The organism is Pantoea sp. PNT03, from assembly GCF_014852515.1.
GTDB lineage: Bacteria > Pseudomonadota > Gammaproteobacteria > Enterobacterales > Enterobacteriaceae > Pantoea > Pantoea leporis.
Window position 1 is genome coordinate 51,816 of record NZ_JACVBT010000004.1, and the last position, 16,917, is coordinate 68,732.

Consider the following 16,917-nt stretch of genomic DNA (forward strand, 5'->3'; position numbering starts at 1 on the left):
CGCAGTTTTTCTGAACCACGGTTCTTAAAGCAACAAACAACAAGCATATAAGGAAAAGATAGAATGGCTAAGGGGCAATCTTTACAAGACCCGTTTTTGAACGCATTGCGTCGTGAACGTGTACCGGTTTCGATCTATTTGGTGAATGGTATTAAGCTGCAAGGGCAAATTGAATCCTTTGATCAGTTCGTCATTCTGTTAAAAAACACGGTCAGCCAGATGGTGTATAAACACGCCATCTCTACAGTGGTTCCTTCTCGTCCAGTGTCGCACCATAGCAATAACGCGGGCGGCAGCGGTGGTAGCAGCAACTATCATCACAGCGGAAGCAATCAAAGCGCTCAGTCGCAGCCACAACAAGACGGCGATAACGCAGAATAATTTTGCGCTGCCGTAAAGCCAGGGCTGGAGAACGAGCACGTTTTCCTGTCCTGGTTATTTTATTTTAGCGAGGTTATAGCTTGTTTGACCGTTATGATGCCGGTGAGCAGGCCGTACTGGTACACATCTGGTTCTCCCAAGACAAAGAGCTGGAAGATTTGCAGGAGTTTGAAACTCTTGTCTCTTCTGCGGGCGTTGAAGCGCTGCAAGTCATTACGGGCAGCCGTAAAGCGCCACATCCCAAATATTTTGTCGGTGAAGGAAAGGCAGTTGAAATTGCCGATGCGGTAAAAGCGAGTGGAGCATCGGTCGTTTTATTCGATCATGCCTTAACTCCTGCTCAGGAACGTAATCTTGAACGGCTGTGCGAATGTCGCGTAATCGATCGCACCGGCTTAATTCTCGATATATTCGCCCAGCGCGCCCGCACCCATGAGGGTAAATTGCAGGTCGAGCTGGCACAACTACGCCATTTAGCAACCCGTTTGGTTCGCGGATGGACACACCTTGAACGCCAGAAAGGCGGTATCGGTTTACGTGGTCCGGGTGAAACTCAGCTGGAAACGGACCGACGCTTGCTGCGTGGCCGTATCAGTCAGATTCTCTCCCGTCTTGAACGCGTCGAAAAACAGCGCGATCAGGGCAGACAAGCGCGTGCCAAAGCTGACGTGCCAACCGTTTCGCTGGTGGGTTACACCAACGCCGGTAAATCCACTCTGTTCAACGCGATTACCTCTGCGGATGTGTACGTAGCGGATCAACTGTTCGCGACACTTGATCCGACATTGCGTCGTTTGAATGTGGCGGATGTAGGTGAAGTGGTTTTAGCAGACACCGTTGGTTTTATCCGTCATTTGCCGCACGACTTAGTCGCGGCGTTTAAAGCCACGCTGCAGGAAACGCGTCAGGCGACATTGCTGCTGCATGTGATTGACGCCGCCGATTTGCGTGTGAATGACAACATTGATGCAGTAAATGAAGTTCTGGAAGAGATTGAAGCTGACGAAATTCCGGCGCTGTTGATCATGAACAAAATCGATATGCTTGAGGACTTTGTGCCGCGTATCGATCGCAACGAAGAGAACCAGCCGATTCGTGTGTGGTTATCTGCACAGAGCGGCGTGGGTCTGCCGTTGCTGTGGCAGGCGCTCTCTGAGCGTTTAGCCGGTGAAATCGCGCAGTACGATTTACGTCTGCCGCCGGAAGCGGGCCGTTTGCGCAGTCGTTTTTATCAGTTGCATGCTATAGAAAAAGAATGGAATGAAGATGATGGCTGTGTGAGTTTGCACGTGCGTATGCCGATAGTTGATTGGCGTCGTCTGTGTAAACAAGAGCCGTCGCTAGCCAGTTATATTGTTTGAAATTGCCCAAACGCCTTTACTCAATATCTTTTAGATTGTCGTCATTATCGTTGCAGGCCGTATGTGCAGGATTCACCCGAATATTTCGGATTCCAGCAAGGCGGCAACTGAGTGAATCCCCAGGAGCTTACATCAGTAAGTGACTGGAGTGAACGAAGGCAGCCAACGAAGCTGCAATCCGAAAGATGAAGGGTAAAAAACGTAAATACAATAAATGGAGTAGAAACATGGCGTGGAATCAGCCCGGAAATAACGGACAGGACCGCGACCCGTGGGGAAGCAGCAATAATCAAGGCGGCAACTCTGGGGGAAATAAAGGAGGTCGCGATCAGGGACCACCTGATCTGGATGATATCTTCCGAAAGTTGAGTAAAAAACTCGGCGGACTGGGCGGTGGCAAACAGAATGACAATGGCCAGCGCAGCGGCGGTAGCGGTGGCAAAGTGGTTGGCATTGTTGCCGTAGCGGCAGTCGTTATCTGGGCGGCTAGCGGTTTCTACACTATCAAAGAAGCGGAACGTGGCGTCGTCACGCGCTTTGGCAAATTTAGCCATCTGGTTGAGCCAGGCCTCAACTGGAAACCGACTTTCGTCGATCAGGTTCGCGCCGTTAACGTAGAAGCCGTACGTGAACTGGCGGCGTCTGGCGTGATGTTGACGTCGGATGAAAACGTAGTGCGCGTTGAGATGAACGTGCAGTACCGCGTGACCGATCCTGAGCGTTATCTGTATGCCGTGACCAGTGCCGATGACAGCCTGCGTCAGGCCACCGACAGCGCCTTGCGTGGCGTGATTGGTCGCTCAACCATGGACCGCATCCTGACGGAAGGTCGTACCGTGGTACGTAGCGAAACTCAGCGTGAGCTTGACGAGACTATCCGTCCGTACAACATGGGTATTACCCTGCTGGACGTAAACTTCCAGGCGGCGCGCCCACCAGAAGAAGTAAAAGCCGCGTTTGATGATGCGATTGCCGCACGTGAAAACCGTGAACAATACGTCCGTGAAGCTGAAGCTTATTCGAACGAAGTTCAGCCGCGTGCTAATGGTCAGGCGCAACGTATCCTCGAAGAGGGGCGTGCTTACAAAGAACGTACGGTGTTAGAAGCGCAAGGTGAAGTGGCGCGTTTTGCTCGCTTGCTGCCTGAATATAAAGCTGCACCAGAAATCACGAAAGAGCGTCTCTATATTGAAACCATGGAACGTGTGCTGAGTCATACCCGCAAGGTATTGATCAGCGATCGTGGTAATAATTTGACAGTCCTGCCATTGGATCAACTGATGCGCGGTGGTCAGGCATCTGGCCAGGGCGGTCAGAAAATGACGAATTTAATGAAGTCTCCTTCGTCGTCCGATAGTAATGCGAGCCGTGGAGATTCTTCATCTTACAGTCCAGACAGCATCATGGATCAGCGTCGCGCCAATGCGCTGCGCAACGATACCCAGCGCCAGGGGAGGGAGTAATCGATGCGTAAGCCAATCATCGCCGTAATTATTGTAGTGCTGGTGGTGCTTTACGCGTCACTGTTCGTGGTGCAGGAAGGCCAACGCGGCATCGTGCTGCGCTTTGGTAAGGTTCTGCGTGATGACGAAAACAAACCGCTGGTGTACGCACCGGGTCTGCATTTCAAAATTCCGTTTATCGAAACCATGAAATCACTTGATGCGCGCATTCAGACCATGGATAACCAGGCTGACCGCTTTGTTACCAAAGAGAAGAAAGACCTGATCGTTGATTCTTACATCAAGTGGCGCATCAGTGACTTCAGCCGTTACTACCTGGCAACCGGTGGTGGCGACGTTTCTCAGGCAGAAGTGCTGCTGAAACGTAAGTTCAGTGACCGTCTGCGTTCTGAAATGGGTCGTCTGGATGTGAAAGACATCGTGACTGATTCACGTGGCCGTTTAACCACCGACGTGCGTGATGCCCTGAACACCGGCAGCGCTGGCAATGATGATGACGTTCAGACGCCAGCCGCGGATGATGCGATTGCGAGTGCGGCAGCACGTGTAGAACGTGAAACCAACAGCAGTGAGCCGGCACCAAACCCGAACAGCATGGCTGCGTTAGGTATTGAAGTTGTCGACGTGCGCATCAAGCAGATCAACCTGCCGACTGAAGTGTCTGACGCGATCTACAACCGTATGCGCGCCGAGCGTGAAGCGGTAGCGCGTAGTCAGCGTTCACAAGGTCAGGAAGAGGCAGAGAAACTGCGTGCACAGGCCGATTATCAGGTTACGCGCACGCTGGCAGAAGCACAGCGTGAAGCGCTGATTTCGCGCGGTGAAGGTGATGGTGAAGCGGCAAAACTGTTTGCTGATGCCTTCAGCCAGGATCCGGATTTCTATGCCTTTATCCGCAGCCTGCGCGCCTATGAGAATAGCTTCTCAGACAACCAGGATGTGCTGGTGCTGAGCCCGGATAGCGATTTCTTCCGCTATATGAAAGCGCCCTCTAACGCCACGCGTTAAGAACTGATATAAAGTCCAGGCCGACAATGTTGTCGGCCTTTTTTTTGGGAAAAAATCATGAATTCAACCATCTGGATGGCGCTGGCTTTGGTTTTGGTGCTGGAAGGACTTGGACCGATGTTAATGCCACGCGTGTGGCGGCGGATGATTATGGCGATGACGCAGTTGCCCGATCGTCTCTTACATCGTTTTGGTGGCGGTTTAGTGGTGGCCGGCGTGGTGATTTACGCCATGATCAGCATGCATGCGCGTTAATCAGCCTGAATTTATGTGAGGCCGCCCGACTCAATTGTGTCTGTTGGCCGCTGTTCCCCCAACATGTTGTGAGCTGCGCAAAACTCAGGCAAAAAACAGCGCAATCGTATGCTAAAAGTGCTGAAAGAGTAAAAGTCAGGTGGTAGAATCCATTTTTAAGCAATCGGTGATTTTGAAAAAATGGGTAAGAACGTCGTCGTACTGGGCACCCAATGGGGTGACGAAGGTAAAGGTAAGATCGTAGACCTTCTGACAGAGCGCGCGAATTACGTCGTGCGTTACCAAGGTGGCCATAATGCAGGCCACACACTTGTCATCAACGGTGAAAAAACCGTCCTCCACTTAATTCCATCTGGCATCCTGCGTGAAAACGTCACCAGCATCATTGGTAACGGCGTTGTCCTGTCGCCTGAAGCGCTGATGAAAGAGATGAAAGGTTTGGAAGAGCGCGGTGTGCCGGTACGTGAACGTCTGTTGATCTCTGAAGCCTGCCCATTGATTCTGCAGTACCACGTAGCAATGGACGTGGCGCGCGAAAAAGCGCGTGGCGCTAAAGCTATCGGCACCACCGGTCGCGGTATCGGTCCTGCCTATGAAGATAAAGTGGCACGTCGCGGTCTGCGCGTGAGCGATCTCTTCAACAAAGAAACCTTTGCGGTGAAGCTGAAAGAGATCGTCGATTTCTACAACTTCCAGCTGGTTAACTATTACAAAACCGATGCAGTTGACTACGAAAAAGTGCTGAGTGATACGCTGGCGGTGGCCGATATCATTACCAGCATGGTGGTTGATGTGTCTGATCTGCTGGACGGCGCGCGCAAGCGTGGCGACCTGATCATGTTTGAAGGTGCGCAGGGTACGCTGCTGGATATCGACCACGGTACCTATCCATACGTGACCTCATCAAACACCACCGCAGGTGGCGTAGCGACGGGTTCAGGTATTGGTCCACGCTATGTTGATTACGTGCTGGGTATCGTAAAAGCCTACTCAACGCGCGTTGGTGCCGGTCCATTCCCGACCGAACTGTTCGATGAAACCGGCGAGTTCCTGTGTGCTCAAGGTAACGAGTTCGGCGCGACCACCGGTCGTCGTCGTCGTACCGGCTGGCTGGATGCGGTTGCCGTTCGCCGTGCCGTACAGATCAACTCCCTGTCAGGTTTCTGCATGACCAAACTGGACGTGCTGGATGGCCTGAAAGAAGTGAAAATCTGTGTGGCTTATCGCATGCCAGATGGCCGCGAAATGACCACCACGCCGCTGGCAGCTGAAGGCTGGGAAGGCATTGAGCCGATTTACGAAACCATGCCAGGCTGGAGCGAGACCACATTCGGCGTTAAGACGCTGGAAGGTTTGCCGCAAGCTGCACGTGACTACATCAAACGTGTAGAAGAAGTGACCGGTGTGCCGATTGATATTATTTCTACCGGCCCAGACCGCAGTGAGACCATGATTCTGCGCGACCCGTTCGACGCATAATCTCCTCAGGCCGGACTCTGTCCGGCCTTTGTATTTCTAATCTTTGACTCCACTCACTCTATTTTTTCTTGCAAATATCGATACTTGCCGGAAAAAAACGCACCGGCCACCACGCTCTGGTTTATCATCATATTTAAACATCACGCCGACCGGCGCATAACCATAACGTTCGATGATTCACTGAGGTATATGTGCAGCTAACAAGTTTTACCGATTATGGTCTGCGTGCCTTGATTTACATGGCGACGTTACCGGAAGGTAAGCAGACCAACATTACCGAAGTCACCGATACCTACGGGGTGTCGCGTAACCATATGGTTAAAATCATCAATCAACTTAGCCGGGCTGGCTTTGTCGCCGCAACACGCGGTAAAAACGGCGGAATTCGTTTAGGCATGGACCCGGAAAAAATCGTCATTGGCGATGTGGTGCGAAGAATGGAGCCATTGCAGCTCGTGAACTGCGACGAGTGTGTGATCACGCCAGCCTGTCGTTTGCGTAAAGCATTGCACGATGCGGTCCAGCTATTCCTCAAGGAACTGGACAAGTATACGCTGGCCGATTTGGTCAAAGATAACGATTCGCTGTACCAACTTTTATTGTCCGAACCGCCGGTGGCAATCCAAATTAAATGACATCGGAGGAACCGTAATGTCAAAAGATCCTTATCAGGATAGAGAAGCTGAAAAATACGAAAACCCAATTCCAAGCCGCGAATTTATTCTGGCACTGCTGGAAAAACGCGAAAAGCCGACCAGCCGCGATGACATCGCGCAGGAATTGAATATCACCAGCGAAGAGCAGTTGGAAGCGCTGCGTCGTCGTCTGCGCGCCATGGAGCGCGATGGCCAGCTGGTGTTTACTCGCCGTCAATGTTACGCCCTGCCAGAACGTCTTGATCTGCTTCGCGGTAAAGTGATTGGCCATCGCGATGGCTATGGCTTCCTGCGCGTAGAAGGTCAGAAAGATGATTTCTATCTCTCTGCTGAGCAGATGAAATTCTGCCTGCACGGCGACGTGATTCTGGCGCAGCCAGGCAGCGCCGATCGTAAAGGTCGTCGTGAAGCGCGCGTGGTGCGCGTGCTTGAGCCACGTAACAGCCAGATCGTCGGCCGCTACTTTACCGATGCAGGTACTGGTTTTGTGGTGCCGGATGACAGCCGCCTGAGTTTCGACATCCTGATCCCGCAAGAAGAAACGCTTAACGCGCGTATGGGTTCAGTGGTGGTGGTTGAAATCACCCAACGTGCGACGCGTCGCACCAAAGCGATCGGCAAAGTGACCGAGCTGCTGGGCGACGATATGGGCACCAGCCTTGCGGTCGATATGGCGGTGCGCACCCATGAAATCCCGCACACATGGCCGGAAGAAGTTGAGAAGCAGATCGCTAAGCTGAAAGAAGAAGTACCGGAAGAAGCGAAGCTGGGACGTGTTGATTTACGTAAGTTGCCGCTGGTCACCATTGATGGTGAAGATGCACGTGACTTTGATGATGCGGTTTTCTGCGAGAAGAAACGCGGCGGCGGCTGGCGTTTATGGGTGGCCATTGCCGACGTCAGCTATTACGTACGTCCGGGCACGCCGCTGGACGATGAAGCGCATCAGCGCGGCACCTCGGTCTATTTCCCGTCGCAGGTTATCCCGATGCTGCCGGAGATTCTCTCCAACGGCTTGTGCTCGCTGAATCCGCAGGTTGATCGTTTGTGCATGGTGTGTGAGATGACCATCTCCTCCAGCGGCAAACTTACCGGTTTCAAACACTATGAAGCGGTGATGAATTCCCATGCGCGACTGACCTACAACAAAGTGTGGAACATTCTGCAAGGTGATGCCGATCTGCGTGAACAATACGCGGCTCAGGTTCCTCATCTGCACGAGTTGCACAACATGTATCAGGTGCTGGAAACCGCGCGCGAGCAGCGTGGCGGCATTTCGTTTGAGACCGATGAACCCAAGTTCATCTTCAACGCCGAGCGTCGCATTGAGCGCGTTGAGCGCACGTCACGCAATGATGCGCATAAGCTGATTGAAGAGTGTATGATTCTCGCCAATATCGCCTCAGCGCGTTTTGTTGAGAAAAATGAAGAGCCTGCGCTGTTCCGCGATCACGATCGTCCAAGCGAAGACAGCATCAAAAGCTTCCGTACCGTATTGAACGAGCTGGGCTTAAGCCTGCCGGGTGGCACTAAGCCACACCCGACCGATTATGCCGCCTTGCTGAAGCAAGTGGCCGATCGGCCAGACGCAGAAATGCTGCAAACCATGCTGCTGCGTTCGATGAAACAGGCGGTTTACGATCCTGAAAACCGGGGTCACTTCGGCCTGGCGCTGGCGTCGTACGCGCACTTCACCTCGCCGATTCGCCGCTATCCGGATTTGCTGCTGCATCGCGCCATCAAATATCTGCTGGCAAAAGAGCGCGGCGAAGTGGATGGCATCACCACGCCGACCGGCGGCTATCACTACGACATGCAGCAGATGCTGCAGCTGGGCCAACACTGCTCACTGACCGAGCGCCGTGCTGATGAAGCCACGCGCGATGTTGCCGATTGGCTGAAGTGTGACTTCATGCAGGATCAGGTCGGCAACGTGTTCAACGGCGTGATCTCCAGCGTGACCGGCTTTGGTTTCTTCGTACGTCTTAACGAACTGTTTATCGATGGTTTGGTGCACGTCTCCTCGCTGGATAACGACTATTATCGCTTCGATGCGGTGGGTCAGCGTCTGATTGGTGAATCCGGCGGCCGTACTTATCGTCTGGGCGATGCGGTGGAAGTGCGGGTTGAAGCCGTGCATATGGACGAGCGTAAAATCGACTTCGCGCTGATCTCCAGCAAGCGTGTACCGCGCGGCGAAGGCAAAACCGAACGTGAGCGTGAGAAACGCGGTGGCAAACCGCCAGCCAAGCGTCGTCGTGATGCCGGCAAGAAGGGCACTTTCGAACCTGATTCAGCGTTCCGCAGCGAGAAGAAAAAGCCTGCGGTTGCTGAAAAACCGGCTAAAACCGAGAAAAAAGGCAAAAAAGTCTCCGAGAAAACCCGTAAAATCGCCGCCGCCACCAAGTCTAAGCGCGCGTCGAAGAAGCAGCCTGACGAAGCCTGATAGTTTGGTCGCCTTGCAGGGCGACCTGACGAAACCGTTGTAGGGTGCGCGTTCCTGCGCACCTGAATCTCCGAATTCAACGATCTAAATCCAACCTTGAGCAAAGTAATGAGTGAAATAATTTTTGGTATTCATAGCGTGCAGGCGCTGCTGGAGCGTGATCCTCAGCGTTTTCAGGAAGTCTTTATCCTTAAAGGCCGCGACGATCGTCGCCTGCAGCCGCTGATCCTCGCACTGGAAGCTCAGGGAATCCCGGTGCAGGTGGCGAACCGTCAATGGCTCGATAGCCAGGTTGAAGGCGGCGTGCATCAGGGCATCTTGGCGCGCGTGAAGCCAGGCAAGCAGTATCAGGAGGGTGATTTACCGGATCTGCTGCAGAGCCTTGAGAAGCCGTTCCTGCTGGTGCTGGATGGTGTTACCGATCCGCATAACCTCGGTGCTTGCCTGCGTAGCGCGGATGCCGCGGGCGTGCATGCGGTCATCGTGCCAAAAGACCGTGCAGCACCGTTGAATGCCACCGCGAAGAAAGTGGCCAGCGGCGCAGCGGAAAACGTGCCGTTGATTCGCGTCACCAACCTGGCGCGCACCTTGCGCTTGCTGCAGGAATACCACGTCTGGGTGGTGGGCACCGCAGGCGAAGCCGATCACACCGTTTATCAAAGCAAAATGACCGGCCCAATGGCGCTGGTAATGGGCGCGGAAGGTGAAGGCATGCGTCGTTTAACGCGTGAGCATTGCGATGAGCTGATCAGCATCCCAATGGCAGGCAGCGTCTCGTCACTCAACGTGTCAGTTGCCACCGGCGTATGCTTGTTCGAAGCCGTTCGTCAGCGTCAGGCGTGATCCCCACCGCAAAAAATTTTCCAGGCCAGGCATAACTGCACATCCTCTTCATACTTGAAAAATGAGTATGAGGAGGACGTTATATGATTTGGACCACTCACACCGTATTCAATCAGCCCCAACCGCTCAGCAACAGCAACCTATTCTCGCGTGATATCGCCCTGTGCGAGGCCGTTGCACGCGAAGGTGCCAGCTGGGATCGCGAATGGCTGGCTTCCGTCGGCTTGCAACTCGGCAGCGCCGAATCCCTTGAACTAGGCCGCTTAGCTAACGTCGAAGCGCCGGAACTGTTGCGCTACAACGCGCGCGGCGAACGCCTTGACGAAGTGCGTTTTCATCCCGCCTGGCATCTGCTGATGCAGGGATTATGCGCCAGTCGGCTTCACAATCTCAGCTGGCAGCCCGACGTTCAGCCACAGGCGATGGTGGCGCGTGCCGCACGATTCATCCTGCATGCCCAAGTGGAAGCCGGCTCGCTCTGTCCGGTGACGATGACGCACGCCGCCATTCCGCTGCTGCAGAATCATCTGCCTGAACCCTACGCTGACTGGCGCGAAGCGCTGCTCAGCGATCGTTACGATGCGCATCATCTGCCTGGCAACAAGAAACGCGGTCTGTTGATTGGCATGGGCATGACGGAAAAACAGGGCGGCACCGATGTGTTGAGCAACACCACACGCGCCGAACCGCTCGGCGTGCGCGGGCCGGGCGAAGCGTATCGCATCACCGGCCATAAATGGTTTTTCTCGGTCCCGCAAAGCGATGCGCATCTGATTCTGGCGCAAACGTCACAGGGATTGAGTTGCTTCTTCCTGCCACGCTTGCTGCCGGACGGCACGCGCAACGCCATTCGCATCGAACGCCTTAAAGACAAGCTCGGCAATCGCTCCAACGCCAGCGCTGAAGTGGAATTTCAGGATGCTATCGGCTGGCTGATGGGCGAAGAGGGCGAAGGTGTACGGCTGATCCTCAAAATGGGCGGCATGACGCGCTTCGACTGCGCGCTGGGCAGTCACGGACAGATGCGCCGTGCGCTGTCGATTGCCGTGCATCATGCGCAGCAGCGTCAGGTGATGGGCAAGAACCTTATCGATCAACCGTTGATGCGCGCGGTGCTGGCGCAACAGGCACTACAGCTGGAAGGGCAAACCGCACTGCTGCTGCGGCTGGCGCGCGCCTGGTCAACACCGGTCAGCGAACATGAGCGCTTATACGCACGTCTGTTCACACCCGCCGCCAAATTTGTGATCTGCCAGGCGGGCATGCCTTTTGTGGCAGAAGCGATGGAAGTGTTGGGCGGCATTGGCTATTGCGAAGAGAGCGAGCTGCCGCGTCTTTATCGTGAGATGCCAGTGAATAGTATCTGGGAAGGCGCCGGCAATGTGATGTGCCTGGATGTCCTGCGGGTGCTCGGTCGTCACGCCGAGGTGATGACCATGCTGCACGATGAGTTTGAGGCGGTGAAGGGTAGTAATCGTCACTTTGATCGCCGCTGGCGGCAATTACGCTTGCAGCTCGCCAACCCGCGTGAAGGGCAGGCGCGAGAAATCACGCGCGAGTTACTGCAGCTGGCAAGTGCCGCGATTCTGCTGAAAGTGGCAGAGCCGCCGCTGGCCGATGGCTGGTGTCAGCAGCAGCTTGATCTGCGCGGCACACGGGCATTAAGCGACGATCTCTGCTCGCGCTTACTGTTGCGCTGCAGCGCCGGTTGACGGCGCGCCATACAGAATGGCAGTGGCGTACCAGAAGCTGGGAAGGGTGGTTTCATCCAGCATCAGAATTTGATAGTAAACCGCGCCCGCCTGGTTGGCTTTCGCGGCAATAGCGCGCTGCGCATCATCCGGCGAGCCGCGTGTGGTGGTGGTGATAGTGCCGAGCTTCGGCAGGCCAATACTCTGCGCGCGTGAAATCTCCTGCGCGTGCTGCGTGGGCGGCGGCGGAGCTTGTGGCGTGGTGGTGAAAGCGGCGCAGCCGCTGAGCAGCAGCGTTAAGGCCAAATAGAGAGTACGCATAGCAACTCCTGAAGCAGGAAGATGGCTCAAGTGTAAGCCATCTTCCTGTGGCTTTTAGTCCTTCAGATGAAAAATGCTCACCAGCTGCGTCAGATGATGCCCTTTCTTACTCAGATGATTGGCGGTGGTTTCTGACTGGTTAATCATATCGCTGCTTTGATGCGTGGCCTGGCTGATGTGATTCATCGCCAGATTCACCTGACCAATGCCCGCCGCCTGTTCCTGCGCGGCAATATTGATCTCACCCATCAGCGTTTTAACCTGTTCGATGTGATTGACGATATGGCTCATCGCATCGCGTGTCTGCTCGGATAACGTATGGCCGGCCGCCACTTTATCGATGGAGCTGGCAATCAACCCATCAATCTCTTTGGCTGCCGTAGCACTTCGCTGTGCCAGCGCGCGCACTTCCGCCGCGACCACCGCAAAGCCTTTACCGTGTTCACCGGCGCGAGCGGCTTCAACCGCGGCATTAAGCGCCAGAATGTTGGTCTGGAAGGCGATCGACTCAATCACATGGGTGATATCGGCGATGCTCTGCGACGCCACGCGAATCTCCGACATGGTTTCCACCGAACGTGCCACGGTGCTGCCGCCGTGATTCACGGTATTAGCCGCTTCACCGACCAGCGCCATCGCCTGCCGCACGTTGGCAGCGGTTTGTGCCACGGTGGCGCCAAACTGCTCCATGCTGGCCGAGGTTTCCTCCACGCTGCTGGCCTGACGGCCAATCTGCTCGCTGATGCTGGAGCTGCTGGCGGCGATGGTATCGGTGCCGCTGCTGATTTCCCGCGCCGCCGAACGTACCTGACTGACGACTTTCTCCAGTCCATCGCCAATGCCGTTGATCGCGCTGACCAGCTGACCAATCTCATCACGACGTGAAGAGTCGAGATGTGCCTGCAGATTACCAGCGGCGTACTGTTCTGCCAGATGGATCACCTGCTGCAGCGGACGCGTGATGGCGCGGCGGCTGTACCACATAAAGCCAATGGCAAACGCGATCACCAGCGCCAGGCCAATCGCCATAAACAGGTTACGGCTGTGCGTGATTGGCGCCAGCAGGCTGGCACGGCTCACTTCACCGGCGATGATCCAGTTCCAGCCCGGCAGCTGCTGCCACGCCAGCAGTTTGGTTTCGCCATCCAGCTCAACCGTCACCAATCCCTTCGGCTGGCTAAGCATTTGCTGCTGCGTGGCGTTATCCCAGCGCGGCAGTTTGCCTTCAGCGTGACGATCAAACAGATATTGGCCCTGGCTGCTGCCCGGCGTCCCATTCAACACCGAGAAGGTGCCGCTGTCACCAAGATGGCGCGCCAGCACTTTGTCACGCATCAGCGCGTACTGCGCGTCGATCTGTACCCCGACGAACAGAATAGCGATCACCGCGCCGCTACTATCCTGCACCGGCTGATACTGCGTGATGTAACGATGGCCGAACAGCGTCGCCAGTCCGCGATAGACCGTGCCCTGATTGACGCTGCGCCAGGCGGCGCTGCTGCGATCCAGTTTGGTGCCCACCGCGCGGCTGCCATCCTCTTTTTTCAGCGAGGTGGCGATGCGGATGTAATCTTCGCCGTCACGCACGAAGATGGTGGATACCGCACCAGTACGATCGAGAAAATCATCTACCGCGATCTGATCGAGGTTGAGGGTTTTCAATCCCGCTCGCAGCGTTGGCGTGCTGAATTCACCTACCTGCACACGTTCGCTGTCGTCACGACTAAAACGTTTTGGCAGGAAGCTTTGGAACAGTTTGGTGTAATTTGCCACCTCTTCCGACAGCGTGGCGTTGAACATGGTGGCCATTTCATTAATGCCTTGCACCTGATTCTGCATATCATCGGTTGCCAGCTGCTCCAGCTGACGTGCCGCGTTATGGCTCAGGGTCAAGGTCAGCGTAAATAGCACAATTGCCACGCTCAAAGACGTCAATACAGACAGCTTGATTCCGAGACCCATGGCGCTGAGAGAAAGACGCTTCATAAAGTACCTTTTGAGATTATTGAAGGGGTACAAGATCAACGGCAAAGTGGGCTAAATGTTTAGGGCAGAAATTATTCAAACTTAATGTGAAGTGGCTCGCATTTTGTCAGGCAGCACTTACACTGAGTCCAGTGATAATCATTCTCAATGGAGACGGTATGATCGAGTTGGCAACGGAGAATCTGGCAGGCATTGAATGTATCCACGCATCACCGGCCGGGCAGCGCCAGGCGCGCTTGCCGACGGTGTTGTTCTATCACGGTTTTACCTCATCGAAAGAGGTTTACAGCTACTTTGCCGTGGCGCTGGCGCAGGCTGGTTTCCGCGTGATCATGCCCGATGCGGACATGCACGGCGCACGTTACAACGGCGATACCGACGCGCGGATGACCCACTTCTGGGAGATCCTTAAACAGAACATCGATGAAGTGCCGTTGCTGGAAAAGGCGCTGCGCGATAACGACTGGATTGCGGATGAACGTTTTGCCGTGGCGGGCGCCTCGATGGGCGGCATGACCGCGCTGGGCGCGATGGCACGCTATCCACAGATTCACAGCGTGGCGTGTTTGATGGGTTCCGGCTATTTCATGCAGCTGAGTCATACGCTGTTTCCGCCGCTGGTGGCGCGCACGCCAGAGCAGAAAGAGGCTTTTGCCGCGCGTTTAGCACCCCTGGCGCCTTATGATCCCAGCGAACAGCTGGAGAAACTGGCGAATCGACCTTTGCTGTTGTGGCACGGCGAAGCGGATGAAGTGGTGCCCTTTGCTGAAACGGCGCGTTTGCAGAAAGCCTTAGGCGAGGCAGAACTCGATCACCATGTGACCACGCTATCTGAAAAAAACATCGGCCATAAAATCACGCCTGCGGCCCTGACGGCGCTGGTCAGTTTCTTTAAACATCATTTATAAAAATGCGGGTTGGCGTGATTGGCGCCAGCCCGTTTAGGTTGCCGGACTAAAGTTGTGATGACAACCGTTCGGCGGCGCTGGTATTGGCACTGACTGGGTTACTGCTTGCAGGCGCATCCAGCCGATTGACGTAGACATAGCCTGATGCCGCGTTGCTGCTGTGACTTCTCATCTGCTGCGCGAAGTCAGCGGAGCTGGCAAGAGCGGGTGTAGACAGGAAGAGACCCAGTAAAGTGGCGAAAATGATCGTTTTCATTATCGACTCCTCACTCCAGGGATTGCACTCTCAGACGCGGCGAAAAGCGTAATTCGTTGCGCCTGTAAACAGTGTAGTTCTTAACCAATTTGCCGCCAGATCGTCCCTATGAACGCCTTCTTCAGAGAATTTGATAAAACGCTATCTAACTCACTGATGCATCTCACTTAGCACAAAAAGCCGCATCAGCTGGCACGATAGTCGCCAGTTGATGAATTGTGCGCTTGAGTTTCCGCAAGGACGCCAGTATGATTACGCGTCAATTTTTCAGCTGCATTCAGAGGTGTGTTTCATTTTTTAAATGATTCGCAACCTATAACGTTCCTTGCTTCCGTGGGCCGCAGCTGACCCTGACAGGAGGCTGAATAATCCGTAAGGAGCTATCGATGCGTCATTACGAAATCGTATTTATGGTCCACCCTGACCAGAGCGAACAGGTTCCAGGTATGATCGAGCGTTACACTGGTGCTATCACCGGTGCACAGGGCACGATTCACCGTCTGGAAGACTGGGGCCGCCGTCAGCTGGCTTACCCAATCAACAAACTGCACAAAGCTCACTATGTTCTGATGAACGTAGAAGCGCCGCAGGAAGTGATTGACGAGCTGGAAACTAACTTCCGCTTCAACGACGCCGTTATCCGCAGCATGGTTATGCGCGTTAAGCACGCGGTAACTGAAGCATCTCCGATGGTTAAAGCTAAAGACGAGCGTCGTGATCGCCGCGAAGACTTTGCTAACGAATCGGCTGATGACTCAGATGCTGGGGATTCTGAAGAGTAATCCGACATGACGGCAAATCGGCTGCGCCTGTCTGGCACTGTGTGCAAGACGCCGGTTCGAAAAGTCAGTCCGTCAGGGATTCCTCATTGCCAGTTCGTGCTTGAGCATCGTTCTGTGCAAGAGGAAGCCGGTTTCCACCGGCAAGCCTGGTGTCAAATGCCGGTGATTATCAGCGGCAGCACCCATCAGGTGATTACTCAACATATAACGGTCGGCACGCAACTCACTCTCGAAGGCTTTATTAGCTGCCATCAGGCACGCAATGGTCAGAGCAGAATGGTGTTACATGCCGAGCAGATTGATTTGATAGATTCTGGAGACTAGCCAAATGGCACGTTATTTCCGTCGTCGCAAGTTCTGCCGTTTCACCGCGGAAGGCGTTGTAGAGATTGATTACAAAGATATCGCTACACTGAAAAACTACATTACCGAAAGCGGTAAAATTGTCCCGAGCCGTATTACCGGTACTCGTGCAAAATACCAGCGCCAGCTCGCTCGTTGCATCAAGCGCGCTCGCTACCTGTCCCTGCTTCCGTACACTGATCGTCATCAGTAATCGGTAGTTGTCCATTAACGACTTTAAGAGGATAAGGTAATGCAAGTTATTCTGCTTGATAAAGTAGCAAACCTGGGCAGCCTGGGTGATCAGGTTAACGTTAAAGCGGGCTACGCTCGTAACTTCCTGGTTCCACAGGGTAAAGCTGTTCCTGCTACCAAGAAAAACGTTGAGTTCTTCGAAACACGTCGCGCTGAACTGGAAGCCAAACTGGCTGACGTTCTGGCTGCTGCTAACGCACGTGCAGAGAAAATCAACGCACTGGGCAACGTAACCATCGCGTCTAAATCAGGCGACGCTGGTAAGCTGTTCGGTTCCATCGGTACCCGTGACATCGCTGATGCAGTAACTGCAGCTGGCGTTGAAGTGGCTAAAAGCGAAGTTCGTCTTCCAGAAGGCGTACTGCGCACCACCGGTGAGCACGAAGTTGACTTCCAGATCCATAGCGAAGTCTTCGCTAAACTGGTTGTGAATGTAGTTGCTGAGTAAGTTCACTCAGTAATGCGAAAACGCCGGCCATGTGCC

General features: G+C 54.4%; 18 protein-coding genes. 15 read left to right on the forward strand and 3 right to left on the reverse strand.

What is annotated here, in order from left to right:
* The first annotated feature begins 63 nt into the window (after positions 1-63).
* The 10 genes from hfq (at position 64) to IB226_RS14810 (ending at position 11,604) form a co-directional block, all read left to right on the forward strand.
* Positions 64-381, forward strand: a complete 318-nt coding sequence (gene hfq / locus IB226_RS14765) for an RNA chaperone Hfq (protein ID WP_101762863.1) — start codon at positions 64-66, stop codon at positions 379-381.
* Between the two features lie 80 nt (positions 382-461).
* Complete coding sequence (gene hflX / locus IB226_RS14770) at positions 462-1,742, forward strand: ribosome rescue GTPase HflX (RefSeq protein ID WP_007892011.1); 1,281 nt, start codon at positions 462-464, stop codon at positions 1,740-1,742.
* Between the two features lie 227 nt (positions 1,743-1,969).
* Positions 1,970-3,205, forward strand: a complete 1,236-nt coding sequence (gene hflK, locus IB226_RS14775; RefSeq protein ID WP_101762864.1) for an FtsH protease activity modulator HflK — start codon at positions 1,970-1,972, stop codon at positions 3,203-3,205.
* 3 nt (positions 3,206-3,208) lie between these two features.
* The gene (gene hflC, locus IB226_RS14780; RefSeq protein WP_101762865.1) at positions 3,209-4,213 is read left to right on the forward strand and encodes a protease modulator HflC; all 1,005 of its coding nucleotides are present in this window, start codon (positions 3,209-3,211) and stop codon (positions 4,211-4,213) included.
* 57 nt (positions 4,214-4,270) lie between these two features.
* On the forward strand, positions 4,271-4,468 hold the full coding sequence (locus tag IB226_RS14785; protein WP_192236123.1) for a DUF2065 family protein: 198 nt from the start codon (positions 4,271-4,273) through the stop codon (positions 4,466-4,468).
* 180 nt (positions 4,469-4,648) lie between these two features.
* The gene (locus IB226_RS14790) at positions 4,649-5,947 is read left to right on the forward strand and encodes an adenylosuccinate synthase (RefSeq protein ID WP_008103611.1); all 1,299 of its coding nucleotides are present in this window, start codon (positions 4,649-4,651) and stop codon (positions 5,945-5,947) included.
* A 191-nt stretch (positions 5,948-6,138) separates the two neighbouring features.
* Positions 6,139-6,582, forward strand: coding sequence for a nitric oxide-sensing transcriptional repressor NsrR (gene nsrR / locus IB226_RS14795; protein WP_008103609.1), 444 nt, complete (start codon positions 6,139-6,141; stop codon positions 6,580-6,582).
* 16 nt (positions 6,583-6,598) lie between these two features.
* Positions 6,599-9,049, forward strand: a complete 2,451-nt coding sequence (gene rnr / locus IB226_RS14800; protein ID WP_192236125.1) for a ribonuclease R — start codon at positions 6,599-6,601, stop codon at positions 9,047-9,049.
* Between the two features lie 108 nt (positions 9,050-9,157).
* On the forward strand, positions 9,158-9,892 hold the full coding sequence (gene rlmB, locus IB226_RS14805) for a 23S rRNA (guanosine(2251)-2'-O)-methyltransferase RlmB (protein WP_192236127.1): 735 nt from the start codon (positions 9,158-9,160) through the stop codon (positions 9,890-9,892).
* A gap of 83 nt (positions 9,893-9,975) precedes the next feature.
* A complete protein-coding gene (locus IB226_RS14810) occupies positions 9,976-11,604 on the forward strand; it encodes an isovaleryl-CoA dehydrogenase (RefSeq protein ID WP_192236129.1) in 1,629 nt (542 codons plus the stop codon).
* Here IB226_RS14810 and bsmA read toward each other — a convergent pair.
* Both bsmA and IB226_RS14820 read right to left on the reverse strand, forming a co-directional pair.
* Entirely contained in the window at positions 11,578-11,904 is a 327-nt protein-coding gene (gene bsmA, locus IB226_RS14815; protein WP_192236131.1) for a biofilm peroxide resistance protein BsmA, read from the reverse strand. The two genes, IB226_RS14810 and bsmA, sit on opposite strands and share 27 nt — an antisense overlap.
* A 54-nt stretch (positions 11,905-11,958) precedes the next feature.
* Positions 11,959-13,890 (reverse strand): methyl-accepting chemotaxis protein, encoded by a 1,932-nt coding sequence (locus IB226_RS14820; RefSeq protein ID WP_192236133.1) that lies wholly within the window; start codon positions 13,888-13,890, stop codon positions 11,959-11,961.
* 158 nt (positions 13,891-14,048) lie between these two features.
* Between IB226_RS14820 and yjfP the strand changes: the two genes are divergently transcribed.
* On the forward strand, positions 14,049-14,798 hold the full coding sequence (gene yjfP, locus IB226_RS14825; protein WP_110867431.1) for an esterase: 750 nt from the start codon (positions 14,049-14,051) through the stop codon (positions 14,796-14,798).
* 46 nt (positions 14,799-14,844) lie between these two features.
* On the opposite strand, the gene IB226_RS14830 is transcribed toward yjfP, so the two are convergent.
* A complete protein-coding gene (locus IB226_RS14830) occupies positions 14,845-15,054 on the reverse strand; it encodes a hypothetical protein (protein ID WP_101762873.1) in 210 nt (69 codons plus the stop codon).
* A 386-nt stretch (positions 15,055-15,440) separates the two neighbouring features.
* Between IB226_RS14830 and rpsF the strand changes: the two genes are divergently transcribed.
* The 4 genes from rpsF to rplI are packed head-to-tail and all read left to right on the forward strand — an operon-like array spanning position 15,441 to position 16,881.
* The gene (rpsF, locus tag IB226_RS14835; RefSeq protein ID WP_101762874.1) at positions 15,441-15,836 is read left to right on the forward strand and encodes a 30S ribosomal protein S6; all 396 of its coding nucleotides are present in this window, start codon (positions 15,441-15,443) and stop codon (positions 15,834-15,836) included.
* Between the two features lie 6 nt (positions 15,837-15,842).
* The gene (gene priB, locus IB226_RS14840; protein WP_007892027.1) at positions 15,843-16,160 is read left to right on the forward strand and encodes a primosomal replication protein N; all 318 of its coding nucleotides are present in this window, start codon (positions 15,843-15,845) and stop codon (positions 16,158-16,160) included.
* A gap of 4 nt (positions 16,161-16,164) precedes the next feature.
* Entirely contained in the window at positions 16,165-16,392 is a 228-nt protein-coding gene (gene rpsR, locus IB226_RS14845) for a 30S ribosomal protein S18 (protein WP_002210155.1), read from the forward strand.
* Positions 16,393-16,431: 39 nt separating this feature from the next.
* On the forward strand, positions 16,432-16,881 hold the full coding sequence (rplI, locus tag IB226_RS14850; RefSeq protein ID WP_008103594.1) for a 50S ribosomal protein L9: 450 nt from the start codon (positions 16,432-16,434) through the stop codon (positions 16,879-16,881).
* Positions 16,882-16,917: the final 36 nt, after the last annotated feature.